Below are 20,376 nucleotides of genomic sequence, written 5' to 3'. Positions count from 1 at the left end.
TCCGCGCGATCTCGATGGGAGTGAGCGGTGCTCGAGCGGCTGTTCACCTCGTTGAGCGGGGCGGTCCGCGGCTCGCCCGTGCCGGCGCTGATGGCCGCGGGGGTCTGGGGGGTGCTGAGTGTACTGCTCAGCCCCTGTCATCTGGCGAGCATTCCGCTGGTGGTGGGTTATCTTGGCCGGCAGGGGGCGGTGGGCACGCGCCGAGCGTTTGCGATTTCCCTCTCGTTCGCGCTTGGCATTCTGGTGACCATTGTGCTGGTGGGCGTGGTGACCGCGGCGGCGGGGCGCATGCTGGGCGATCTCGGTGGCTGGGGAAACTGGCTGGTGGCAGCGATTTTCCTCGTGATCGGCCTGGCGTTGCTGGACGTGATCCCGTTGCCTGCGCCGGCGATGTCAGCGGGGAAGGGGCGGAGGGGGCTGGGCGGCGCGCTGCTCTTGGGGCTGGCGTTCGGGGTCGCGCTGGGGCCCTGTACGTTTGCGTTCCTCGCGCCGATGCTCGCGGTCGCGCTGCAGACTGCCCGCTTGCGTCCGGCGTACGGCGCGCTGCTGCTGCTGGCCTACGGGATCGGCCACTGCGCGGTGATTGCGGCGGCGGGAATCGGCTTCGGGTGGGTCGAGCGTGTTCTGGCGTGGAATCGGGACTCGAGCGCGTCGCAAGTCGTGCGGCGGGTGTGCGGAGCGCTGGTGATTCTGGCCGCGCTGTGGTTGATCTACACCGCGCCGTGATGCGGCACGAGGGCGGGAGGGTTTTCCCCGGCCCGCCTGGGGCGGCGGCAGCCAGTTGCGTGCCGGCACATCCAGGCCCACGCCAAGCATCCAGTTGTAGGTGGCGCGCCGTAGCCCCTCGCCGATCGCGTTCCAGTCCGGCGCGCCGGGCTCTTCGAACGGGACCTCGTTCCGCGCGAAGCCGCCGAACCGCTCGCGACAGCGCAGCCCCAGCTCGCGCGCGCGGCGATAGAGCGGGCTGTGGCAAGTCAACGCGAACCGGTGCCAGTAGGCCGACTGGATCCGGCCGGTCCGAAACAGCATGCGGACAAACTCGAGCGCTTCGACCGCCTCGGAGTACTGCTGGCCCGGATAGCCGTACATCAGGTACAGGTGAACTTGAATGCCGGCGCTCGCGAGCGCCTCACATGCCGCGGCGGCCTCCGCGCAGGTGATTCCTTTGCGCATCTCGCTCAGCAACCGGTCATGTGCGCACTCCAAACCGGCGGTGACTGCGATGCAGCCGCCCCGGGCCATCTCGCGGGCGGTCTGCGCGTCGAAGTGCGCTTCCAGCCGGACGTTCGCCCACCAGCGGTAGGGCGCGCCACGCGCTGCGAGGCGGTCGGCCAACGCGCGCAGCAGCGCCGGTGGCGCGGCCTCATCGGTGAAGTGGAAATCGTGCCGCCCGGTCTGAGCGGCAACGTCGTCCATCCAGCGCTCGACGGTGGCAGCGTCGGCCGGGTCGAACCGCGCGATGTAGTCGAGCGAGGTGTCGCAGAAGGCGCAGCGGCGCCAGTAGCAGCCGTGCGCGAGCGTCAGTTTGTTCCAGAAGCGATCGGTCCACAGCCGCAGCATTGGATTGGGAGTTTCGGCGACCGAGAAGTACAGATGCAGAGGCAGGCCGCGATAGTCCGGCGCAGGTCGGTCGCGATGCGGGAGCACCTCGCCCTGGCCGCCATTGGCCAGTGTGACGGCTGGCGGGCGGTCGCGGGTGGCCACACGCGGGGGTGGGGACCCCCGCCGACCGGCGGCGAGCCATTCGGCCAAGCGCAGCAATGGAATTTCACCGTCGTCGTAGACGAGCGCGTCCACGTGCTCAAACAATCGCATATCGCGTAGATCGCGAAGCTCGGTGTTCACGTACCCGCCGCCGAGCACCACCCAGGTCGCCGGTGAGACCTGCCGCGCAACGCGCGCGATGCGAAGCGCCCCGTACAACGTCCCCGGGAACGGCACTGTGAGGCCGAGCAGCAAGGGACGGTGGCGCTCGAGTCGCTCAGTGGCGAGTTCCTCTAGCATTTGCTCGATCGGGCCGGGCGGTTTGGCGAGCGCGCGGCACAGGGGGGTGAAGGAGCCGGCCGTCGCCGCCAGCCGCTCCGCGTAGCGCGAGTAGCCGAACTGGTGATCCGCGCCGGCCCGCAAGAAATCAAACAGATCGTCAAAGAAGAGACTGGCCAGCAGCTGTTCGTCCTGCTCCGCCCGCGTGGCCAGCGGCGAACCGGTGCGCCGCAGCTCCTCCAAAAACTGAAAACGGGGGCCGCGCGGCAGCGGCGGCGGATGGGGGCGGCCACCGGCCAGAAACTCGCGGGCGGGCTCAATCGCGGCGAGGTACTCGGACCGTCGTTCGAGCCAGCGGCGCACAGCGGGATGGTCCGGACGTCCGCGGGCGACCCGCTCGGCGACCACCGACAGTCCCTGCCGTGAGAAAAGGCGCACCAGAAGCTCAATCGAAAGGTCCGCCTGTTCCGCGTGCCATCCCGCGCGCCGCAGGAAAGCGCACAGCTGCGGCGTTGCCGGGTACGGCGCGTTCGGCGCGATCAGCGGCGGCGTGACGAGCAAAATGGTGGAGTGGGTCGCCACAAACACCATCCTAGGACGGTGAAGCGGTGAGGGGCAATGGGCGAGGTGGGCTGAGCGCGCCGAGGGGGGAAAGGGAGGGCCGGCTCGGTCCCACCATGCCTCACGCTGTTTCGGGGTGCCCCCTTAGGGGGCGGAGGAAGACACGGGGACGCGTGGCGCGGAGAGACGTTCGACGCGCCACCCTCGCTGCCCGAGCATTGCGGGCAACCCGTCGGGCCCCACAAAGTGCAGCGCACCCACTGCAATCAGAGGGCGCTCGCCACCTTCCGCCGCCCGTTCGATCGCGCGGATCATTTCGGGATGCCGCTCTGCGAACAGCCGGCGGAAGAGATAGCGGTCCGCCGCCCGGTTGCGCCGCGACAGCTCGTGGAAGAGCGTTTCCAGCGCGGCGAGATCGCCGGTGTTGCAGGCGGTCACAATCCGGCGGATTTCGCGCGCGGCCTCGCCGGACTCGATATCCTCGAGCGCCTCGATGAGCATCGCGATCTGGATGTCGGGCGGTGCGTCCGCAAAAATTCGAAGCTGACGTTCTACGCCTTCGAGCTCGATGATCGGCCGCCGTTCGTTGTACGCGCGACGGATCAGTCGCGCGTCAAGCCCCTGGTCGGGATGGAACCCCTCGCGAACCAGATGGGCGACCACGAGCGACTGAGCGACCAGCCACGGCCGCATGTGATGCGCGTCCGGAGGGAGTTCGCCGAGCGCATTTCGCAGGCGTTGCTGCAGCGCGGGGTTCCAGTGTTCGCCCCAGGTCGCAGTCGGGTCCTGGGTGAAGCCGTAGCGCCGAGTCAGAGCCCGGATCGCGGCCTCGTCGGAGATGTTCGCCTCCACCGCCAGTGCGGTCGTCGCGCGCCAGCACCACTCGACTTCGTCGGGCCATGGCGAGGCGGCCTCGCCGGCGTGCACCGTGCCGATGAGGTGCAGCACGGCGTCCCCTTTTCGCGCGATCCACGCCAGCGCCCGTGGAGGAGGTGGTTCCGTCGCTCCGACTGTGAGCGCACATAACCCCACGCTCGCAAGCAGCCGGAACGGAGAACGACGCGCCGGCCGGCTCACGCGATCCAGGGCCGGGTACGCCCGGAAAGCTGTGCGAGGACCTCGTTGGCGACGACGACGTCCTCCGTGATTTGAAAATCGAACATGCCGACCACGCAGAAATCCGCTCCGCTCTGGAACGCGTAACGGAAGCCGTCGCGCGGTCGGATCGCGCCGGCAGCCAACACTTTGTACGCGAGCCAGGGGCGCTTCACCGAAGCCATGAACTCGATGGTTTCCTCCGCGTCTTTGCACCAGTAGTTGTCCACCGCGTAATTGTCGATCACGTCCTTGGTCTGGTCCGGCCGTCGCGCGGAGAAATACTGATTGCCATGGAGAGTTTTCATATAGAAATCGGGCGCGATGCCGGCCGCCTCACAGACCTTTGCGGTCCGAATTTCGTGGCCGGCGACACCGGCCAGCACGCCGTGCGCCTGGACTTTCGCGACGAAGTCCCGGATCTGCGCGATGCCGGCCTCTCCCTCGCGGGACCACTTGTCGCCGAGGTTGCCCACCAGCAGCATTGCAATTGCCTCGGACTCGACCGCCTCTTCGATGCACCGATCCATGCCGTTCGGCTGGCCGTCGAGCTGGGCGATGTACTGGATGCGGCCGCCGTTGCGGCGATAGGTGCGGTAGAGTTCCAGAGCGCGGCGATCGGAGGGGTTCATGATCATCGTGTTGATCCCATGCCGTTCGCAGATCGCCCAGGTTTCCATCACCTTCTCATCGGTGAAGTACGCCTTCAGCAGTCGTGAGACGTAGATCAGGTCGCGGCTGTGCGCGTAGCCGCTGATCAGATTGCCGCCGCAGATGAGACGGCTCACGGTCGTAGAGCCGAGTTTCCCAACCGGACATTGCGGGAGGTTTCTGGTCGCGGGCGGCGTGGAAGGTGGCCGGGCCGCCAACAGGTGGCGCTCTTCGGCGCTGATGACCAGTGGCGTTGCGAACGCACTGGCGACGGAGGCTTTCAGGAATCCTCGACGGCTGGGGTGGTGCGTCATCGCGTCTGACTCCTTGGTGACGCTGATGAATCTGCCACAGATCCGCCTGCGATGCCAGTACCGTTGCCCTCCAGGTCTGCGCGATGGTTGCGGGCATCTCCCTTGACAATCTCGTGCGAGAGGGAACGGTCTTTGGTGAGCGAAAAGGAGAGGAACGATGAACCCGAGAAGGATGCGTGTAGGTGTGCTTGGCCTCGTCGTTGCGACGGCGGTCGCTGCGGGGCCCAGGGTCTACGACTTTCGTGACCCCAAGGGCGTGAACGGTCTCCACATTCTGCTCGATACCGCGGTGGAACCGATCGTGGGTCTTGCCGGCGGTGTGAGCGGGGAAATCGAGTTTGATCCAGGCGCGCCGGAGAAGACTGCGGGGTACATCGAAGTTGAAACCCGCTCGGTGCGGTTCGTCAATCCGACGATGACACGGGTGGCGATGGGAGCGGACTGGTTTGACGCGGACCGACACCCGGCGCTGCGTTTTGAGATCCGGAAGATCGCATCGGCGGTGTCGGAGGGGGAGAACCGTTGGCGGCTTCGGGCGGAGGGGATGTTCCGGTGCCGCGGGGTGGAGCGGCCGTTGACGATCGAGATTGTGGCCACTCATCTGCCCGGCCGTCTCGGCGAGCGGATGGAGGGAGCGACGGGTGATCTGCTCGTGCTGCGCACCGCGTTTTCGGTGCGACGGACCGAGTTTGGGATGACAAAGGATCCGGAGTTTCGTCAGGTCGCGGACGAGGTGCAGATCCGGGGTGCGATTGTGGGACAGTCGCCGAGGTGAGGCGGTGGGGTAGGCTCCGGCGTTGGATGGTGTGAATAATCGGGCAAGGACGACGTCCTTCAAATTGGCGGGTTGTACGGACGCCGAAGGAGGCCGTCGAATGATGCGGTCACGATGGTGGCTGGCGGTTGTCGTGGTGGGGGTGCTGAGCGGTTCCGCGTATGCGGGCGGGGTGGTGGTGCGGCTCCGGATCGGCTCGGAATGGCGCGGTCACCCACCTCCGGCGGTGATGGCGCCGTGGTGCGCGGAGGTGCCTGTGCGGCCGGTGATCGTCATACCTGGCTGGGTGCTGGTGCCGGGCCGCGTCGCGGCAGGTGACCGTTTCTGTGGGAGGCCGCCCGTTTGGGTGGTGTATCCGCCGTGCGCGCCGCCCGCGTTTTCGCGCCCGCTTCCGCCGTTTCCCTTCTGTGGGCCGCGCCGCTGAGCAGAAGGGCGGTGTCGCGCGGGTGGCGGACTATCGGGCCATCTCGCCGCCCCACTCTCGTGCCGCGCGGTCGGCCAGTTCCTCGATATCGCCAGCGCCGACGAACAGGACCAGATCGCCGGGCCGCCGCTCGCGCTCGAGCGCCGCCCACAGGTCGTCCAGGCTGTTGGCCAGACGGACGTCGGTACGGCCCTGCCGGAAAAACTCGGCCTGCAGGTCTTCCGCGGTACCGCCGGCTAGAACCGGCTCCGAGGCCGCATAGACCGGCGCCAGCCACAACCGTTCGACCGCGCGGAACGCGGGAGGAAACTCGTTGCGCAGCGCCAGAGTGCGCGTGTAACGATGCGGCTGGAATGCGACCAGGAGCGGCCGAGCGGGCCACGTTTCTCGGACCGCTTCCAGCAGCGCGCGGATTTCGGCCGGATGGTGGGCGTAGTCGGAAACGACCAACAAATCCGGCCGTTCGACGCGCACGTCCATGCGCCGGCGCGCCGGCCGGAACCGGGCGAGCGCCATCAACGAGGTCGCAGGCGGCACTCCCGCGGCCGTGGCGGCTGCGATCGCGCCGAGCGCGTTCCGCAGGTTGTGCACACCGGGGACGGGCAGTTCCAGTTCGCCTTCAAATCGACCGCCGATCGATATCCCAGCGCGTTGTCGTCCACCGCCGGCTTTGCGGTGACCGGCGCGGACGTCGGCACGGTCGTCGAGCCCGTAGAGCACTCGGCGGGGCGCGATAGCGGCCAGCGCGGCGGCACCGGGGTCGTCGGCACAAAGGCAGGCGACCTCGCGGGTCTGACGCACAAACCTCTCGAAGACGCCGCGGAACTCGGCGAGGTCGCGGAAATGTTCGAGATGGTCGAGGTCCACGTTGGTGACGACCGCGATGGCGGGCGAGTAGAACGCGAGCGTGCCGTCGCTTTCGTCGGCTTCCACGATCAGCCAGTCAGACTGACCGCCGCCCGCGACGCCGCCGAGTGCCTCCACTTCGCCACCGATCGCGAAGGACGGAGCCACGCCGGCGGCGTGGAAGATCTGGACGAGCATGGCGGTGGTGGTCGTCTTGCCGTGGGTGCCGGCAACTGCAAGTCCGCGGGCGCGGTAGGTCAGTGCGGCGAGCGCCTCGCCACGCCGCGACACGGGAATCCCGAGACGGTGCGCTTCGGCGATTTCCGGGTGATGGGGGGGGACCGCGGCGGACCGGATGAGCCAGTCAGGCGGCGGCTGCAGGTGGGCGGGGGCGTGGCCGGCCGCCACGGAGATGCCGGCGGCGGCCAGCGCGCGGGGGAGTCGGGTCGCCGCCGGATCGCACCCCGACACCGAGAAGCCCTGGGCGGCGAGAAGGTGGGCGAGACCGGCGACGCCCACACCGCCGATACCCATCAGGTGAACGCGGCCGCCGGCCTCAAGCCGGGCGAGTGCCGTCTCAATCGGGGTGGCCGCGCTCATGGTGGGCGACCGCCTCCACGAGGTCTGCGAGGCGCTCGGCGGCGTCCGCGCGGGCAAGCCGACGCATCGCGGCCCGCATGCGGTCGAGCCGTTCCGGAGCGCGGGCCATGCCGGCGATATAGTCGGCGAGCCAGCCGCTTTCGAGGTCGCGTTCCTCGACCACATGCACGCCGTTGTGGCGAGCGAACGCGCGCGCGTTCGCCAGCTGATGGTTTCGCGCCGCGTAGGGATACGGCACCAGCAGGGCGGGCGTGCCGAAGAGCGCAAGCTCCGCGCAGGTGGTCGCGCCGGCGCGGCAGATCGCCAGATCGGCGGCCGCATACATCGCGGCCATGTCCAGCGTGAACGCCCGAGTCTGGTGGTCCAACCCCATGCGGTCGTAGGCGGTCCGGACGGCGGCTTCGTCCGCGCTGCCGGTGAGATGGAGGAATCGCATAGTCCGCGCTGCGGGGCCGAGCCGGCGGACTGCCGCGACCATCACCTCGTTTAGCCGGTGCGCGCCGCGGCTGCCGCCCATCACCAGGACGGTGAAGGGAGCGGGTGGCCGGGCCTGGCGCTGCAGCTCGAGCGCGCGGCGGACGATGTCGCGGCGCAGCGGCAGCCCGGTGACGGTGATCTCGAGCCGTCGAAGGTGGTAACGGGTTTCTTCGAACGAGGCGGCCACGGCGGTGGCGATACGGGAAAGCCACATCACCGCGCGTCCGGGAATGACGTTGGCCTCGTGCAGCACGACTGGCCGGCCGAGCGCGACTGCGGCGCGGATGGGCGCAACGCACGCATAGCTGCCCATGCCCAGCAAGACATCCGGCGGCGAGTCCCTCATCCGGCGGCGGCACCGCAGCACCGCCAGCAGCAGCCGCCATGAGGCCCGAAGACTGCGCCAGTCGAGCAGGCGTCGCGGAAAGCCGTCTGCGGCGACGGACATCACGGGTCCTGTCCATCCCTCCACGGCCGCCGCTTCGATGTCCTTGCCGGCCAGCCACAGTGCGACGTCGTGGCCGCGTTCGCGCAGAACCTCTGCGGTCGCCAGGCCGGGGAAAATGTGTCCGCCGGTGCCGCCACAGGCGATTTGGATGTGCAGGCTCACCGCGGCGCGGGAGGGGGGTCGAAGAGATGCTCGCCACCGCGGGCGGCGAGCACCTCGCCGGCGAGGTAGAGAGAGCCGGTGATCAACAGGCGGCCGCTGCGAGCCGCCGCCCAGGCGCGGCCTCTGGCGATCGCCTCCTCGAGGGAGCCGGCGGGTTCTGCGGAGATACCGCAGGCGACCGCGACGCGCGCCAGCTCCGCGGGTGCGGCCGCTCGTTCGTTGGCGACCGGCACCGTCCAGGCGCATGCGACCTGCGGCGCGAGCGCGTGAAAAAAGCCCGCGGCGTCCTTGTCGGCCATCATGCCGGCGACCACCGCGGTGGGCCGGGGACCAAGCTCCGCGAGCGTGGTTGCGAGCACTCTGGCCGCCTGAGGATTGTGCGCGCCATCCAGCCACACTTCGGGCTCGGTCTCCAATCGCTGCATCCGTGCGGGCCACACGACGGACTCGATCGCACGGCGGACGGCGGCGGCGTCGGGGCGGGTGGGCCAGTCCGGCGGTCCGCCGTCTTCCGCGATGCGGCGCAACAGTAGCTCGAAGGCTGCCATCGCCGTCGCCAGATTGTCCGTCTGGTGGGGGCCCAGCAACGGCAGGCGGGCGCGCAGCTCAACGCCGCTGACGCCGTGAAGTTCGACCAGCTGCCCGTCCGGGCCAGTGCCGAGCCGGTGCCCGCGGACAAGATCGGTCGCGACGTACAGCGGCGCGCCACGCTCCGCGGCGGTGCGTTCCACCACCTCGCGGGCGTCCTCTGGCAAGGGTCCGATGACGACGGGGGTACCGGGCTTAATGATGCCGGCCTTCTCCCGCGCGATTTGGGCGCGGGTGTCGCCGAGGTGGCGAGTGTGATCGAGATCGATGCCGGTGATGACCGCGACGGTGGGCCGCAACACGTTGGTTGCGTCCAGCGCTCCGCCCATTCCAACCTCGATCACGCGCACGTCTGCGCCGACGAGGTCGAAGTGGCGGAACGCGACGACGGTGGCGACCTCGAAAAAGGTCGGTGCGCTGGGCGCCTCCGGCCAGAGGCGGTCGGCGAGCTGTTCCACCTCCAGGATATGCGTGGCGAGCGCCGCGTCGCCGATGGGTCGGCCGTCCACGCGGATGCGCTCGTGGAACCGCACCAGGTGCGGTGAGGTATACAAAGCGGTGCGTCGGCCGTGCTCCCGCGCGAGCGCCTCGATCATCGCGCAGACCGAGCCCTTGCCGTTCGTGCCGGCGACGTGCGCGAACGCGAGCGGCGGCGTTGTGCGATGCCGCAGCTGGACACCGAGCTCGTCGAGCATGCGGGCGACGCGCTCGGTGCCCGGCCGGATGCCGAACGTCGCACGACGGTAGAGGCGCGCCAGCGCGTCGGCCGTTGGCAGGCGGGCGGCGCCGGCCGCGGGTTCCGCGGCGCCGCGGTCGCTCATTGTGCCGGCGGCGGGGCGGAGGCGCCCGCGGGAGAGAGGTAATCGAGCAGACGGACCAGCACCGTCTTCAGGTCGCGGCGGTGCACGACCGCGTCGAGCAGGCCGTGCTCGAGGAGGAACTCCGCGGTCTGGAAGCCGGGGGGCAGCTCCTGCTGCGTGGTTTCGCGAATCACGCGGGGACCCGCGAAGCCGATCAGCGCTCCGGGCTCCGCGATGATCACGTCGCCGAGCGTCGCGAAGCTTGCCATCACACCGGCGGTCGTCGGGTTGGTCAGCACCGCGATGTAGGGCAGCCCTGCGTCGCGGTGGCGCGCGCAGGCCGCGCTGGTTTTCGCCATCTGCATCAGGCTGAGCATGCCCTCGTACATTCGCGCGCCGCCTGATGCGCACACGATCACCACCGCCCGCCGTGCGGCGGTGGAGCGTTCGATCAGGCGGGTGATCTTTTCGCCGACCACCGACCCCATGCTCGCTCCCAGAAACGCAAAATCCATCACACCGAGGCCGACCTCGTGCGGGCCGATTCGCGCGGTTCCACAGCTCACCGCATCGAGATGGCCGGTCTTGCGGATGTTCTCCTCGAGCTTCTCGCGGTAGGAGGCGGTGCCGGTGAACTCCAGCGGGTCTGCGCTGCGGAGGTCCGCGTCCCACTCGCGCCAGGAGTTCGGTTCGGCCAGCAGCGCGATGCGTTCCGCCCGCGACATCGGGAAGTGATACTGGCATTTCGGGCAGACCTGCAGCGCCTCCGCGAGCGCGTTGCGGTAGACGATCTCGCCACAGCTGGGACACTTGGTCCACAGGCCGTCGGGGATGTCGCGCTTGCGGACCGTCACGCTCGTGTAGCGGGCTTTTTTGCCGAACAGGGCCATCGCGATGTCGAAGCTCCCAGGCCGGCGCCTGCCGCGGGCGCTGCTCACCCGCGCGAAACGGTGATCACCGCGATGCTCGCGGCACCACCCTCGCGCAGTGCGCGGGCGCAGGCGTGTGCGGTCGCGCCGGTGGTCATCACATCGTCCACCAGCAGCACGCGGGCGCCGCGCCATCGGCGCGCGTGCACCGGCCGGAACGCGTCCCGCACGTTAGCAGCCCGCTCCGCGAGGGTCAACCGGGTCTGAGTGGCGGTGTGGCGAATGCGGGCGGCGGTGCCTCGTGCCGGCAGTCCGAGACGCGCGGCGAGCTCGCGGGCGAGCTCCGCGGCCTGGTTAAAACCGCGTTCGCGACGGCGAGCCGGGTGCAACGGTATCCACGACACCAAATCGAACTGCATCGCCGCAAAGTGTGTGCGCACACCCGCCTCCAGCAGGTCGGCGAGGTCCGCCACCAACCAGAGATGGGCGTGATATTTCAGGTCGCGGATCGCCTGGGCGATCACACCCTCGTGGCGAACGACCGAGCGCGCCACGTCGAATCCCTGCTGGCGGTCCTCGCACAGCGCGCAGAGGAAGGGCCGGTCCACGCGGCCGCCGACCGGGTCGCCGCAGCGGTCGCAGTAGGGCGGCTGGATGAAGGAGGCGGCGGCGCGGCAATCCCAGCAGAGGTGGCGAGCCGGCTCAGAGACATGGCCGCCGCAGCCCGCGCAGAAGCGCGGGTACAGCCAGTCGAGCCAGCCTTGCGGCACCATGCGGGGTTGCTCCTGGAGGGGGATTGTCGTTGGCGCGGACGAGGGGCGCAACTGTGGAGGGTCGGCGTGCCGTTCCGGCTTGAATCCGGGGGCTGTGCGGGGCAATCTCGTATGTCCTTTCCGCGCGGGCTGCGGAGGGCGCAACACGAAAATGGAGACTCAGACGATGTCCGAAATCATGGATGTGTTTGCGCGGGAGATTCTCGATTCTCGTGGAAATCCGACCATCGAGGTCGAGGTGACGCTGGCCGATGGCACGACGGGTCGGGCCGCGGTGCCGTCCGGCGCCTCCACCGGCGAGCATGAGGCGGTGGAGCTGCGGGACGGCGACAAGAAACGGTATCTCGGCAAGGGGGTGCTGAAGGCCGTCCAGAACGTGAACGAGACGATCGCGCCGAAGCTGCTGGGCTTTGATGCGCTGGACCAGGTCGGGCTGGATCGGCTGCTTCGGGAGCTCGACGGCACGCCGAACAAGTCGAAGCTGGGCGCGAACGCGATTCTGGGCGTTTCATTGGCGACCGCGCGTGCGGCGGCGGAAATGCTGGGGTTGCCGCTGTTTCGGTACATCGGCGGGACGTCCGCGCGCGTGCTGCCGGTCCCGATGATGAACGTGCTGAACGGTGGCGCGCATTCCGACGCGCCGGTGGACGTGCAGGAGTTCATGATCTGCCCTCGCGGCGCGCCGAACTTCCGCGAGGCGGTCCGCTGGGGCGCGGAGGTCTTTCACGCGCTGAAGAGCGTGCTGCGCAAGATGGGGTTGAGCACGGCGGTGGGAGACGAGGGTGGGTTTGCACCGAACCTGCCGAGCAACGTCGCCGCGCTGGACGCGATCATGTCCGCGATCGAGCTGGCCGGCTACAAGGCGGGCCGGGACGTTGCGATCTGCCTGGACCCGGCGGCCAGCGAGTTTTACGACCCCAAAAAGCGGCGATACGTGTTCAAGAAGAGCGATGGCTCACAGAAAACCGCGGAGCAGATGGTCGAGTACTGGGAGTCGTGGGTCCGCCAGTATCCGATCATCAGCATCGAGGACGGAATGGCCGAGAGCGACTGGGAAGGCTGGAAGCTGCTCACCGAGCGGCTCGGCTCAAAGATCCAGCTGGTCGGCGACGACGTCTTTGTGACGAACACCAAGTTTTTGAAGAAGGGCATCGAGATGGGCGTCGCCAACTCGATCCTGATCAAGGTGAACCAGATCGGCACGCTCACGGAGACGCTGGACGCGATCGAGATGGCGAAGCGCGCGGGCTACACCTGTGTGATCAGCCACCGGTCCGGGGAGACCGAGGACGCGGTGATCGCGGACATTGCGGTTGCGACCAACGCCGGTCAGATCAAGACCGGATCGATGAGCCGGACTGACCGCATCTGCAAGTACAACCAGCTGCTGCGAATCGCCGACGTGCTCGGCGAGGACGCGGTGTACGGGGGGCGGATCTTCGGCGACCGCGTGTGAGCGGAAGGCTTGAAGCGGTGGGGGCTGGCGCATAGACTCCACCGGCTTCGGGCATCGGGGCGTAGCGCAGACTGGTAGCGCGTTTGGTTCGGGACCAAAAGGTCGTGGGTTCAAATCCCACCGCCCCGACCACGGCCGGCGTTGCCGCAGGGATGGTGCAACAATGAATTTGCGGCGGATCCTCCCGGAAGAAACGATACGCGTCGGCCTGCGGGGGCGGACGAAGCCGGAGATCATCGAGGAGCTGCTGGATATTCTCGTCGGATCGGGCGTGGTGCTCGACCGTGCGGCCGCGCTGAAGGCATTGCGGGAACGGGAAGCCCGGATGCCGACCGCGCTGCAAAACGGCATTGCACTGCCCCATGCGAAGACCGACGCGGTCGACCGGCTGATCGCGGCGCTGGCGACCAAACCGGAAGGGGTCGAGTTCGGTTCGATTGATGGCAAGCCGACGACGATTTTCGTGATGACGCTCTCGCCCCTCAATCGGGCCGGTCCCCACATCCAGTTTCTGGCGGAAATCGGGCGCCTGCTGGGCGACGAGCAAATCCGTGCGCAGGTGTTGGCCGCGCGCACCCCGGACGAGATCGCGCGGGTATTGTACCCGGCCGGTGGGCAGACGGCGGACGATCGGAATGGCACGATGTAGGCCCGGGGCGGTGCACCGCGCCGGCCGGGGCGCTGAGCGGCCGTGACCCGGGCGGGCGAGTGGGCCGCGCTGCTGACTGCGGTCTGCTGGACGGTCAGCGCCATGTCCTTCTCGCTGGCGGGCGAGAGGATCGGTTCTATTCCGGTCAATGTGCTGCGGTTCGCTGTGGCGTTGCCGCTGGTGATCGGGCTGGTGGCATGGCAGACCGGCTCGCTCCTCCCGCTCGAGGCACCGCCGCGCAGCTGGGCGCTGTTGTTGCTCTCTGGTGTTGCCGGTTACTTCTTCGGCGACCTTTGCTTGTTTCGTGCGTTGGTGGAGATCGGACCGCGGCACAGTCTCTTGGTGATGTCGCTGGCGCCGCCGCTCACCGTGGTGCTGGCGGCGGTGCGGCTGGGCGAACGGCTTTCAGTTGGACAATACGGCGCCATGGCGGTGACGCTGGCGGGCGTGATGACGGTGGTGACGGAGCGCGAGGAGGCAACGGGGAGGCGGCGTGGAACGGCGCGGGGCTACGCGCTGGCGCTCGGTGGCAGCATGGGCCAGGCGTTCGGCATGGTGCTGGCCAAGGAGGGGTTGCCGGGGTTCGGCTCCGTATGGGGGGCCTCGGCGCTCAGGATGTTGGGGGGGGCGACCTGTTTTGCGCTGCTGGCGATCGCGCGCCGGGAAGGGGGGCGGCTGAAACGAGCCCTGCGGGATCATCGCGCGCTGGCACTGGTCGCGCTCGGCGCACTGATGGGGCCGTTCCTCGGGGTGACGCTGATGCTTTACGCGTTAAGCCGCATTCCCGCCGGCTTGGCGCAGACCTTTGCGGCGACCACCCCCGTGCTGATTCTGCCGCTCAGTCGCGCGGTCGGGCGGGAGCGGATCACCAGCCGCGCGTTGATCGGAGCGGTGCTCGCCGTGTTGGGGGTAGCGCTGCTCTTCCGGCGCTGGTGAAGACGTGCGACGGTCGGCGTGAGCGGTCGTATCGAGCACTCGTTTGACGCGCACCGCGTCTGAAGATGCCGCTGCCGGTCAAGCAGAGGCGGAAGCCGAGCGGTGGCGGGGTGGAGCAGTGCGCGACCCGCGGCACCCGAAGGATGCGGCGCGGTGGTTTGACACCGAGGTTTCACCTCGGCCGGACACCCTCGAACGTAGTGCCGGCCGGGCTGGTCGTCTGTGACCTTCGTCGCGCGAGGGGAAGAATTCCGGACCGCCTCGCCAGGCGCTAATTTCCGACCGTTCGGGCGGCCGCCGTGTTCCGGGGTGAAGGTAGCGGATCGGGAAGGACGGCCGGCGAGGTTCAGCGCTGAAGCTCGCGACGCAACCGCTTAGCCGCTGCGACCATGTTTCGCAACGACGCGGTGGTCTCGGGCCATTCGCGGGTTTTCAGACCGCAGTCAGGGTTCACCCAGAGCCGTTCTGGCGGGATCACCTCCAGCGCACGGCGCAGCAGCTCCAGGATCTCTTCTTCCGAGGGTACGCGCGGGCTGTGAATGTCGTAGACCCCGGGGCCGACGTCGTTCGGATAGCCGTGGCGCCGGAAGGCGGCCAGCAGCTCCATTCGGCTGCGGCTGGCCTCGATGCTGATCACGTCCGCGTCCATCTCGGCGATCCACGGCAGGATCTCGTTGAACTCGCTGTAGCACATGTGGGTGTGGATCTGCGTCTCGTCCCGTACGCCGGCGGCTGCCAGCCGGAACGCCTCCGCCGCCCACTCGAAATAGGCCGGCCAGTCTGACGTGCGCAGCGGCGCGCCCTCGCGGAACGCGGGCTCGTCAATCTGGATCACCCGGATGCCGGCACGCTCGAGGTCGAGCACTTCGTCCCGGATCGCGAGCGCGATCTGCCGGCAGGTGTCCGCGCGGGGCTGGTCGTCGCGCACGAAGCTCCAGCACAGAATCGTGACGGGCCCCGTCAACATGCCCTTGACCGGGCGCGAGCTGAGCGACTGCGCGTAGCGAATCCATTCGACCGTCATCGGGCGGCTGCGCGCGACGTCGCCATAGATCACGGGCGGCTTCACGCAGCGGCTGCCGTAGCTCTGCACCCAGCCGTTGCGGGTGAAGCAGAAGCCGTCGAGCTGTTCGCCGAAGTATTCGACCATGTCGTTGCGTTCGGGCTCCCCGTGCACGAGCACGTCGAGGTCCAGCTCCTCCTGGCGGCGGATCACGTCGCGCACAAATCCGCGCATCGCGGCGGTGTAGTCGGCCTCGGAGAGCGAGCCAGAGCGCCACCGCGCGCGGGCGGCGCGGATTTCCGCGGTCTGGGGAAAGCTGCCGATGGTGGTCGTTGGCAGCAGCGGCAACCGGAGCGCCTGCTGTTGCGCGCGGCGGCGGACGCTGAAGGGTGAGGCGCGGCGGGCCATCTCCGGTGTGATCGCCGCAAGGCGCGTACGGACGTCGCTGCGTACCGCGCGCGGGCTTGCCCGGCGCGACGCCCACGCCGCGCGGTTCGACTCGAGCGCGTGCGGGTCCGCGCGTCCCTCGAACGCGTCGGCGAGCAGTCGAAGTTCCGCGCACTTCTGTTTCGCGAACGCCATCCAGGACCTCAGCTCCGGATCAAGTGCGGTCTCTGCGTCGAGATCAATCGGCACATGCAGCAACGAACAGGAGGTGCCGAGCATCAACCGCTCCGCGCCGATCTGATCGGCGGCGCGGCGAATCAGCGCAAGCGCGCGATCTGCCTCGACGCGCCAGATGTTCCGTCCGTTGACGATGCCGAGCGAGACCCACATCCGCTCGGGCAACCAGCCACGCAGCGCAGCCACCTGATCGGGCGCCCGAACGCAGTCGAGGTGCACCGCGTCCACCGGCAGAGTGGCGACGGTATCGGTGTGGGGTCCCAGCCCGCCAAAATAGGTCGCCAGCAGGAGGCGGGCGCTGCCTGCCGCCGCCTTCAGTTTCGCATAGACGGGAGCGAAGCGGGCCAGGATGTCCGGCGATAGGTCAAGCGCGAGGACCGGCTCGTCGATCTGAATCCACTCCGCACGGGCCTGAAGCCTGGCGAGCACCTGCTCGTAGACCGCGACCACCGCCGCCAGCAGCGACCAGCGATCGAACGTCGGCTCGACGGATTTGCCGAGGTGCAGGAACGTGATCGGGCCGAGCAGCACCGGCTTCGGGCGGACACCCGCCGCGAGCGCCTCGTCGAGCTCATCGAACAACCGCGTGGTGGACAGCCGGAACGTCATCCCCGGCCGGAACTCGGGCACGATGTAGTGGTAGTTGGTGTCGAACCACTTCGTCATCTCCATCGCCGCGGCGTTGTGGTCGCCCCGCGCCATCCTGAAATACAGCGTGGTGTCCACGCGGGGGGGCGGCGGGCCGAAGCGCTCCGGCACCGCGCCAAGCATCGCGGCGTGGTCGAGCACGTGATCATAGAGCGAGAAGTCGCCGACGGGCACCAGGTCCACGCCGGCCGCCTGTTGCAGTTGCCAGTGCCGGAGTCGGAGCTCGCGCGCGACCTCGAAGAGGCTTGCCTCGTCGAGTTCGCCCTTCCAGAAGGCCTCTTGGGCACGTTTGAGCTCTCGGTGAAGGCCGATGCGTGGGAAACCGAGCGTGTGCGTCAGCATGATCGTGCTCCCGATGCGGCAACCTTCGCGGCGGCCGGGCGCACAACATTCGCGAGGAATCGGGTTGTGTCAAGCCCCGACGGGCGAGGCGGGCGCGCGGCGCCAGCGCAGCGGGGGGGCTGGCCGGGCGGCTCGACAAACGGGGCGGACTGTCGGACGTTGTTTCGGCGCGATGAAGCCCGGCAGCCAGTTGATCCGGACGATCGGCGAGCGGTGCCGCGTGTGCTACACCTGCGTGCGCGACTGCCCGGCGAAGGCGATCCGCATTGCGGGCGGGCAGGCGCAGGTGCTGCCCGAGCGCTGCATCGGCTGCGGCAACTGCTACCGCGTGTGCAGCCAGAGCGCGAAGCAGGTCTACGATTCCCGCCCCGATGTTGAGGCGTTGCTGCGCTCCGGCCGGCGCGTCGCCGCCATTGTGGCGCCGAGTTTTCCGGCCGAGTTTCCGGAGCTCGACGGCGCGCAGGTCGCGGGCATGATCCGGCAGCTGGGGTTTTCGCTGGTTTGCGAGGTGGCGTTTGGCGCGGATCTGGTCGCGGCGGAGTACCGGAAGCTGCTCAACGAGCCGGGCGACCGGCGCTGGATCGGGACGACCTGTCCAGCGCTGGTGGCGTACGTGGAAAAGTATCTGCCGGAACTGGTTCCGCATCTGGCCCCGATCGCCTCGCCGATGATCGCGGAGGCGCGCGCGTTGCGCCGTCTGTACGGGGATGATCTGGCGATCGTGTTCATCGGCCCTTGCCTTGCGAAAAAAGTGGAAGCAGATGGGGACGGCCGGCCGGAGGTGGATGCGGTGCTCACGTTCATTGAGCTGCGCAGCATGCTCGAGGCGGCGGGCATCCGCCCCGGCCCGAACGGCGCGGGGTTCGACCCGCCGCACCCGGGTCTCGGGACGCTGTTCCCGATCAGCCGGGGCCTGCTGCAGGCGGCGCGGGTGGTGGAGGATCTGCTGACCGGCGACGTGGTCGCCGCGGACGGGCGGCCGGCGTTTGTTCAGGCGCTGAACGACTTTGCAGCCGGTGCGCTCGAGGCGCGGCTGCTGGAGATCCTCTGCTGCAATGGCTGCATCATGGGGGCCGGCATGAGCGTGGAGACGCCGCTGTTCCGGCGCCGTACGGCGGTGAGCCAGTACGCGCGGCGTCGGGTCGCGGAAACGGATCCGGCGCGCCAGGCGGAAATTGCGCGCCGACTTGAGGGGCTGGACCTCAGCGTCCGCTTCCGCGCGCAGAATCTCCCCCCCTCGGCGATTCCGCCGCTGGAGCTCAAGCGGATCCTCGAGATGATGGGGAAGCTGGCGCCGGAGGATGAGCTGAACTGTGGCGCGTGCGGGTATCCGACCTGCCGTGAACACGCCGCCGCGATTTATCTGGGACTGGCGGAAAGCGAAATGTGCCTGCCCTATACCATTGACCGACTGCGCGAGTCGCTGAAGGAGCTGTCCGAGTCGAACGCGGAGCTGGCCAGCGCGCGGCAGGCGCTGATCAACGCGGAGAAGCTCGCCAGCATGGGGCAGCTGGCGGCCGGCATCGCACACGAGATCAACAACCCGCTGGGGGTGATCCTGCTTTACGCGAAACTGCTGCTCGACGAATTGCCAGCGGACAGCGAGCGCCGGGAGGATGTTGCGCTGATTGCGGAACAGGCGGACCGGTGCCGGAAAATCGTCTCCGGGCTGTTGAACTTCGCGCGTCGGAACAAGGTGGTGCGGCAGCCGGTGGACGTGGTGCGGCTGGTGGACCGCTGCCGGCGGGGCGTCATCATCCCGGACAACGTGCGCGTCTATGTGCAGCACCAACTCGATGATCCGATCGCGGAGCTGGACGAGGACCAGATTCTGCAGGTGCTGACCAACCTGATCGTGAACGCGGTGGAAGCGATGCCGCAAGGCGGCGATCTGACGATCGCGACGCGCGGCACGCGCGACGAGGTCGTGATCGAGGTTCGCGACACCGGTACCGGCATTCCGCCCGCGAATCTGCCGAAGATTTTCGAGCCATTCTTCACCACGAAGCAGCTCGGCAAGGGGACCGGCCTCGGCTTGGCGGTCGCGTATGGGATCGTCAAAATGCACCGGGGTCGGATCGAGGTGGTTTCGAACGCTGACCCGACCCGCGGTCCGACCGGCACCACGTTCACCGTGACGCTGCCGCGCGCGGATCGGGAGGTCTGATGGACACGCTCCGGGTGTTGGTGGTGGATGACGAGCCGGGCATGTGCCTGGGGGCTCAGCGGGTGCTGCGCCGGCACATGGTGCGGCTGCCGGATCTGGGGCTTGAGGCGGGGTTCGAGACGGACACCGCCGGCACGATGGCGGCGGCGCGCGAGCTGCTCGGCCGCTCGCGTTACGATCTGGTGATCCTCGACTACAAACTGCCCGACGGCTCGGGACTCGATCTGCTGCGCGAGATCCGCGCGATGCGGCTGGATCTGCTGGTGATCATGATCACCGCGTTTGCGTCCCTCGAGGTGGCGGTGAGCGCGACGCGCAACGGCGCGTTCGACTTTCTCTCGAAACCCTTCGGGCCGGAGGAGCTCGAGAGCGTTGTCACGAAGGCGGCGCGCGCGCTGGTGATCGAACGGCGGGCGCGCCGGCTCGAGGAGGAACGGCGAAAGACTCGGCTGCAGTTCCTTTCGGTGCTCGCGCACGAACTCAAGGCGCCGATCGGCGCGGTCGAGGGCATTCTGAAGCTGCTGGAGCAGCGCGTGCTCGGCAACGACCTCTCCGCGTATGACGCGCAGATCCGGCGAGCGCTGGCGCGGCTGGAGGGGATGCGAAAGCTGATCTTTGACCTGCTGGACCTCACGCGCATCGAGGCGGGCGAACGCCGGCGGGACCTGCAGCCGGTGGATGTCGCGGAGGTCGCGCGGGCCGCAATCGAGACAGTTGCGACGGAGGCTGCGGCGCGCCGGATCACGGTGGTTCTGCGCGCGGACGGACCGGTGACGATGACCGCCGACCGCGGCGAACTGGAAATCATTCTGAACAACCTGCTCACGAACGCGGTGAAATACAATCGGGATGGCGGACGCGTCGAGGTGCGCCTGAGCCGGCGCGACGGCGGGGTCGCGATCGAGGTGGAGGATACCGGCATTGGCATGACCGCGGCGGAGGCCGCCCGGCTGTTCCAGGAGTTCTCCCGCATCCGGAACGAAAAGACCCGGCACATCTCCGGCAGCGGGCTCGGTCTCTCGACGGTAAAAAAACTCGCGCAGCTGTATCAGGGGGACGTCACGGTGCGAAGCGAGCCAGACGTTGGCTCGACATTCACGGTGACGCTCGCAGACGCGGTGCTTCCGGCAACGGCGCGCGAGCCAGCGGCGTAGGTGGGAGGTGCGGCGATGATCCGACGGTGGA

Annotated in this window: 16 protein-coding genes, 1 tRNA gene and 1 pseudogene; 9 read left to right on the top strand and 9 right to left on the bottom strand. The window is 68.5% G+C overall.

The window, feature by feature from the left end; all coding sequences use genetic code 11:
- The first annotated feature begins 27 nt into the window (after window positions 1–27).
- On the top strand, window positions 28–726 hold the full coding sequence (locus tag N2652_05045; GenBank protein ID MCX7818562.1) for a cytochrome c biogenesis protein CcdA: 699 nt from the start codon (window positions 28–30) through the stop codon (window positions 724–726).
- Between the two features lie 318 nt (window positions 727–1,044).
- Here the strand turns inward: N2652_05045 and N2652_05040 are convergent.
- The 3 genes and pseudogenes from N2652_05040 to N2652_05030 all read right to left on the bottom strand — a co-directional run bounded on the left by N2652_05040 (window position 1,045) and on the right by N2652_05030 (window position 4,427).
- A pseudogene (locus tag N2652_05040) lies at window positions 1,045–1,560 on the bottom strand (radical SAM protein).
- 1,128 nt (window positions 1,561–2,688) lie between these two features.
- Window positions 2,689–3,621 carry a TraB/GumN family protein gene (locus N2652_05035; GenBank protein ID MCX7818561.1) on the bottom strand — a complete coding sequence of 311 codons (933 nt, stop codon included), beginning with the start codon at window positions 3,619–3,621 and terminating at the stop codon, window positions 2,689–2,691.
- A complete protein-coding gene (locus N2652_05030; GenBank protein MCX7818560.1) occupies window positions 3,618–4,427 on the bottom strand; it encodes a hypothetical protein in 810 nt (269 codons plus the stop codon). Before N2652_05030 ends, N2652_05035 begins: the two co-directional genes overlap by 4 nt.
- A gap of 334 nt (window positions 4,428–4,761) precedes the next feature.
- On the opposite strand from N2652_05030, the gene N2652_05025 reads away from it, so the two are divergent.
- A complete protein-coding gene (locus tag N2652_05025; protein MCX7818559.1) occupies window positions 4,762–5,379 on the top strand; it encodes a YceI family protein in 618 nt (205 codons plus the stop codon).
- A gap of 100 nt (window positions 5,380–5,479) precedes the next feature.
- On the top strand, window positions 5,480–5,803 hold the full coding sequence (locus tag N2652_05020; protein ID MCX7818558.1) for a hypothetical protein: 324 nt from the start codon (window positions 5,480–5,482) through the stop codon (window positions 5,801–5,803).
- Between the two features lie 30 nt (window positions 5,804–5,833).
- On the opposite strand, the gene murC is transcribed toward N2652_05020, so the two are convergent.
- Genes murC through N2652_04995 form a run of 5 tightly spaced genes read right to left on the bottom strand, consistent with a single transcriptional unit; the run spans window position 5,834 to window position 11,366 of the window.
- The gene (murC, locus tag N2652_05015) at window positions 5,834–7,249 is read right to left on the bottom strand and encodes a UDP-N-acetylmuramate--L-alanine ligase (protein MCX7818557.1); all 1,416 of its coding nucleotides are present in this window, start codon (window positions 7,247–7,249) and stop codon (window positions 5,834–5,836) included.
- Window positions 7,227–8,336, bottom strand: a complete 1,110-nt coding sequence (murG, locus tag N2652_05010; GenBank protein ID MCX7818556.1) for an undecaprenyldiphospho-muramoylpentapeptide beta-N-acetylglucosaminyltransferase — start codon at window positions 8,334–8,336, stop codon at window positions 7,227–7,229. The genes murC and murG overlap by 23 nt, the downstream gene beginning before the upstream one ends.
- Window positions 8,333–9,745, bottom strand: a complete 1,413-nt coding sequence (locus N2652_05005) for a bifunctional folylpolyglutamate synthase/dihydrofolate synthase (protein MCX7818555.1) — start codon at window positions 9,743–9,745, stop codon at window positions 8,333–8,335. The genes murG and N2652_05005 overlap by 4 nt, the downstream gene beginning before the upstream one ends.
- A complete protein-coding gene (gene accD / locus N2652_05000) occupies window positions 9,742–10,614 on the bottom strand; it encodes an acetyl-CoA carboxylase, carboxyltransferase subunit beta (GenBank protein ID MCX7818554.1) in 873 nt (290 codons plus the stop codon). Before accD ends, N2652_05005 begins: the two co-directional genes overlap by 4 nt.
- Window positions 10,615–10,658: 44 nt before the next feature.
- Window positions 10,659–11,366, bottom strand: a complete 708-nt coding sequence (locus N2652_04995; protein MCX7818553.1) for a ComF family protein — start codon at window positions 11,364–11,366, stop codon at window positions 10,659–10,661.
- 166 nt (window positions 11,367–11,532) lie between these two features.
- On the opposite strand from N2652_04995, the gene eno reads away from it, so the two are divergent.
- From eno to N2652_04975, 4 genes are all read left to right on the top strand, one after another.
- Window positions 11,533–12,822: a phosphopyruvate hydratase gene (gene eno, locus N2652_04990; GenBank protein MCX7818552.1), complete on the top strand. Its 1,290-nt coding sequence runs from the start codon at window positions 11,533–11,535 to the stop codon at window positions 12,820–12,822.
- A gap of 55 nt (window positions 12,823–12,877) precedes the next feature.
- A tRNA-Pro gene (locus N2652_04985) sits at window positions 12,878–12,954 on the top strand.
- A 31-nt stretch (window positions 12,955–12,985) separates the two neighbouring features.
- On the top strand, window positions 12,986–13,471 hold the full coding sequence (locus N2652_04980; GenBank protein MCX7818551.1) for a PTS sugar transporter subunit IIA: 486 nt from the start codon (window positions 12,986–12,988) through the stop codon (window positions 13,469–13,471).
- 42 nt (window positions 13,472–13,513) lie between these two features.
- Window positions 13,514–14,407: a DMT family transporter gene (locus tag N2652_04975; protein ID MCX7818550.1), complete on the top strand. Its 894-nt coding sequence runs from the start codon at window positions 13,514–13,516 to the stop codon at window positions 14,405–14,407.
- Window positions 14,408–14,753: 346 nt separating this feature from the next.
- On the opposite strand, the gene metE is transcribed toward N2652_04975, so the two are convergent.
- Entirely contained in the window at window positions 14,754–17,024 is a 2,271-nt protein-coding gene (gene metE, locus N2652_04970) for a 5-methyltetrahydropteroyltriglutamate--homocysteine S-methyltransferase (GenBank protein MCX7818549.1), read from the bottom strand.
- Window positions 17,025–17,196: 172 nt separating this feature from the next.
- On the opposite strand from metE, the gene N2652_04965 reads away from it, so the two are divergent.
- Together N2652_04965 and N2652_04960 are read left to right on the top strand one after the other, a co-directional pair.
- Window positions 17,197–19,191: an ATP-binding protein gene (locus N2652_04965; protein MCX7818548.1), complete on the top strand. Its 1,995-nt coding sequence runs from the start codon at window positions 17,197–17,199 to the stop codon at window positions 19,189–19,191.
- Entirely contained in the window at window positions 19,191–20,345 is a 1,155-nt protein-coding gene (locus N2652_04960; GenBank protein MCX7818547.1) for a hybrid sensor histidine kinase/response regulator, read from the top strand. The genes N2652_04965 and N2652_04960 overlap by 1 nt, the downstream gene beginning before the upstream one ends.
- The last annotated feature ends 31 nt before the right edge of the window (window positions 20,346–20,376 follow it).

It is taken from the genome of Kiritimatiellia bacterium (assembly GCA_026417735.1).
Lineage (GTDB): Bacteria > Verrucomicrobiota > Kiritimatiellia > PWTM01 > PWTM01 > CAACVY01.
Note: the sequence above shows the minus strand (reverse complement) of the source record. Positions and strands in the feature narration are given on the sequence as shown.

Bases quoted from the DNA above. Each gene is read 5' to 3' on its own strand.
- eno (MCX7818552.1), top strand. From the start codon at position 11,533: ATGTCCGAAATCATGGATGTGTTTGCGCGGGAGATTCTCGATTCTCGT.
- N2652_04980 (MCX7818551.1), top strand. From the start codon at position 12,986: ATGAATTTGCGGCGGATCCTCCCGGAAGAAACGATACGCGTCGGCCTG.
- murC (MCX7818557.1), bottom strand. From the start codon at position 7,249: ATGAGCGCGGCCACCCCGATTGAGACGGCACTCGCCCGGCTTGAGGCC.
- N2652_05005 (MCX7818555.1), bottom strand. From the start codon at position 9,745: ATGAGCGACCGCGGCGCCGCGGAACCCGCGGCCGGCGCCGCCCGCCTG.
- metE (MCX7818549.1), bottom strand. From the start codon at position 17,024: ATGCTGACGCACACGCTCGGTTTCCCACGCATCGGCCTTCACCGAGAG.
- N2652_04995 (MCX7818553.1), bottom strand. From the start codon at position 11,366: ATGGTGCCGCAAGGCTGGCTCGACTGGCTGTACCCGCGCTTCTGCGCG.
- N2652_05025 (MCX7818559.1), top strand. From the start codon at position 4,762: ATGAACCCGAGAAGGATGCGTGTAGGTGTGCTTGGCCTCGTCGTTGCG.
- N2652_04960 (MCX7818547.1), top strand. From the start codon at position 19,191: ATGGACACGCTCCGGGTGTTGGTGGTGGATGACGAGCCGGGCATGTGC.
- accD (MCX7818554.1), bottom strand. From the start codon at position 10,614: ATGGCCCTGTTCGGCAAAAAAGCCCGCTACACGAGCGTGACGGTCCGC.
- N2652_05020 (MCX7818558.1), top strand. From the start codon at position 5,480: ATGATGCGGTCACGATGGTGGCTGGCGGTTGTCGTGGTGGGGGTGCTG.
- N2652_04965 (MCX7818548.1), top strand. From the start codon at position 17,197: ATGAAGCCCGGCAGCCAGTTGATCCGGACGATCGGCGAGCGGTGCCGC.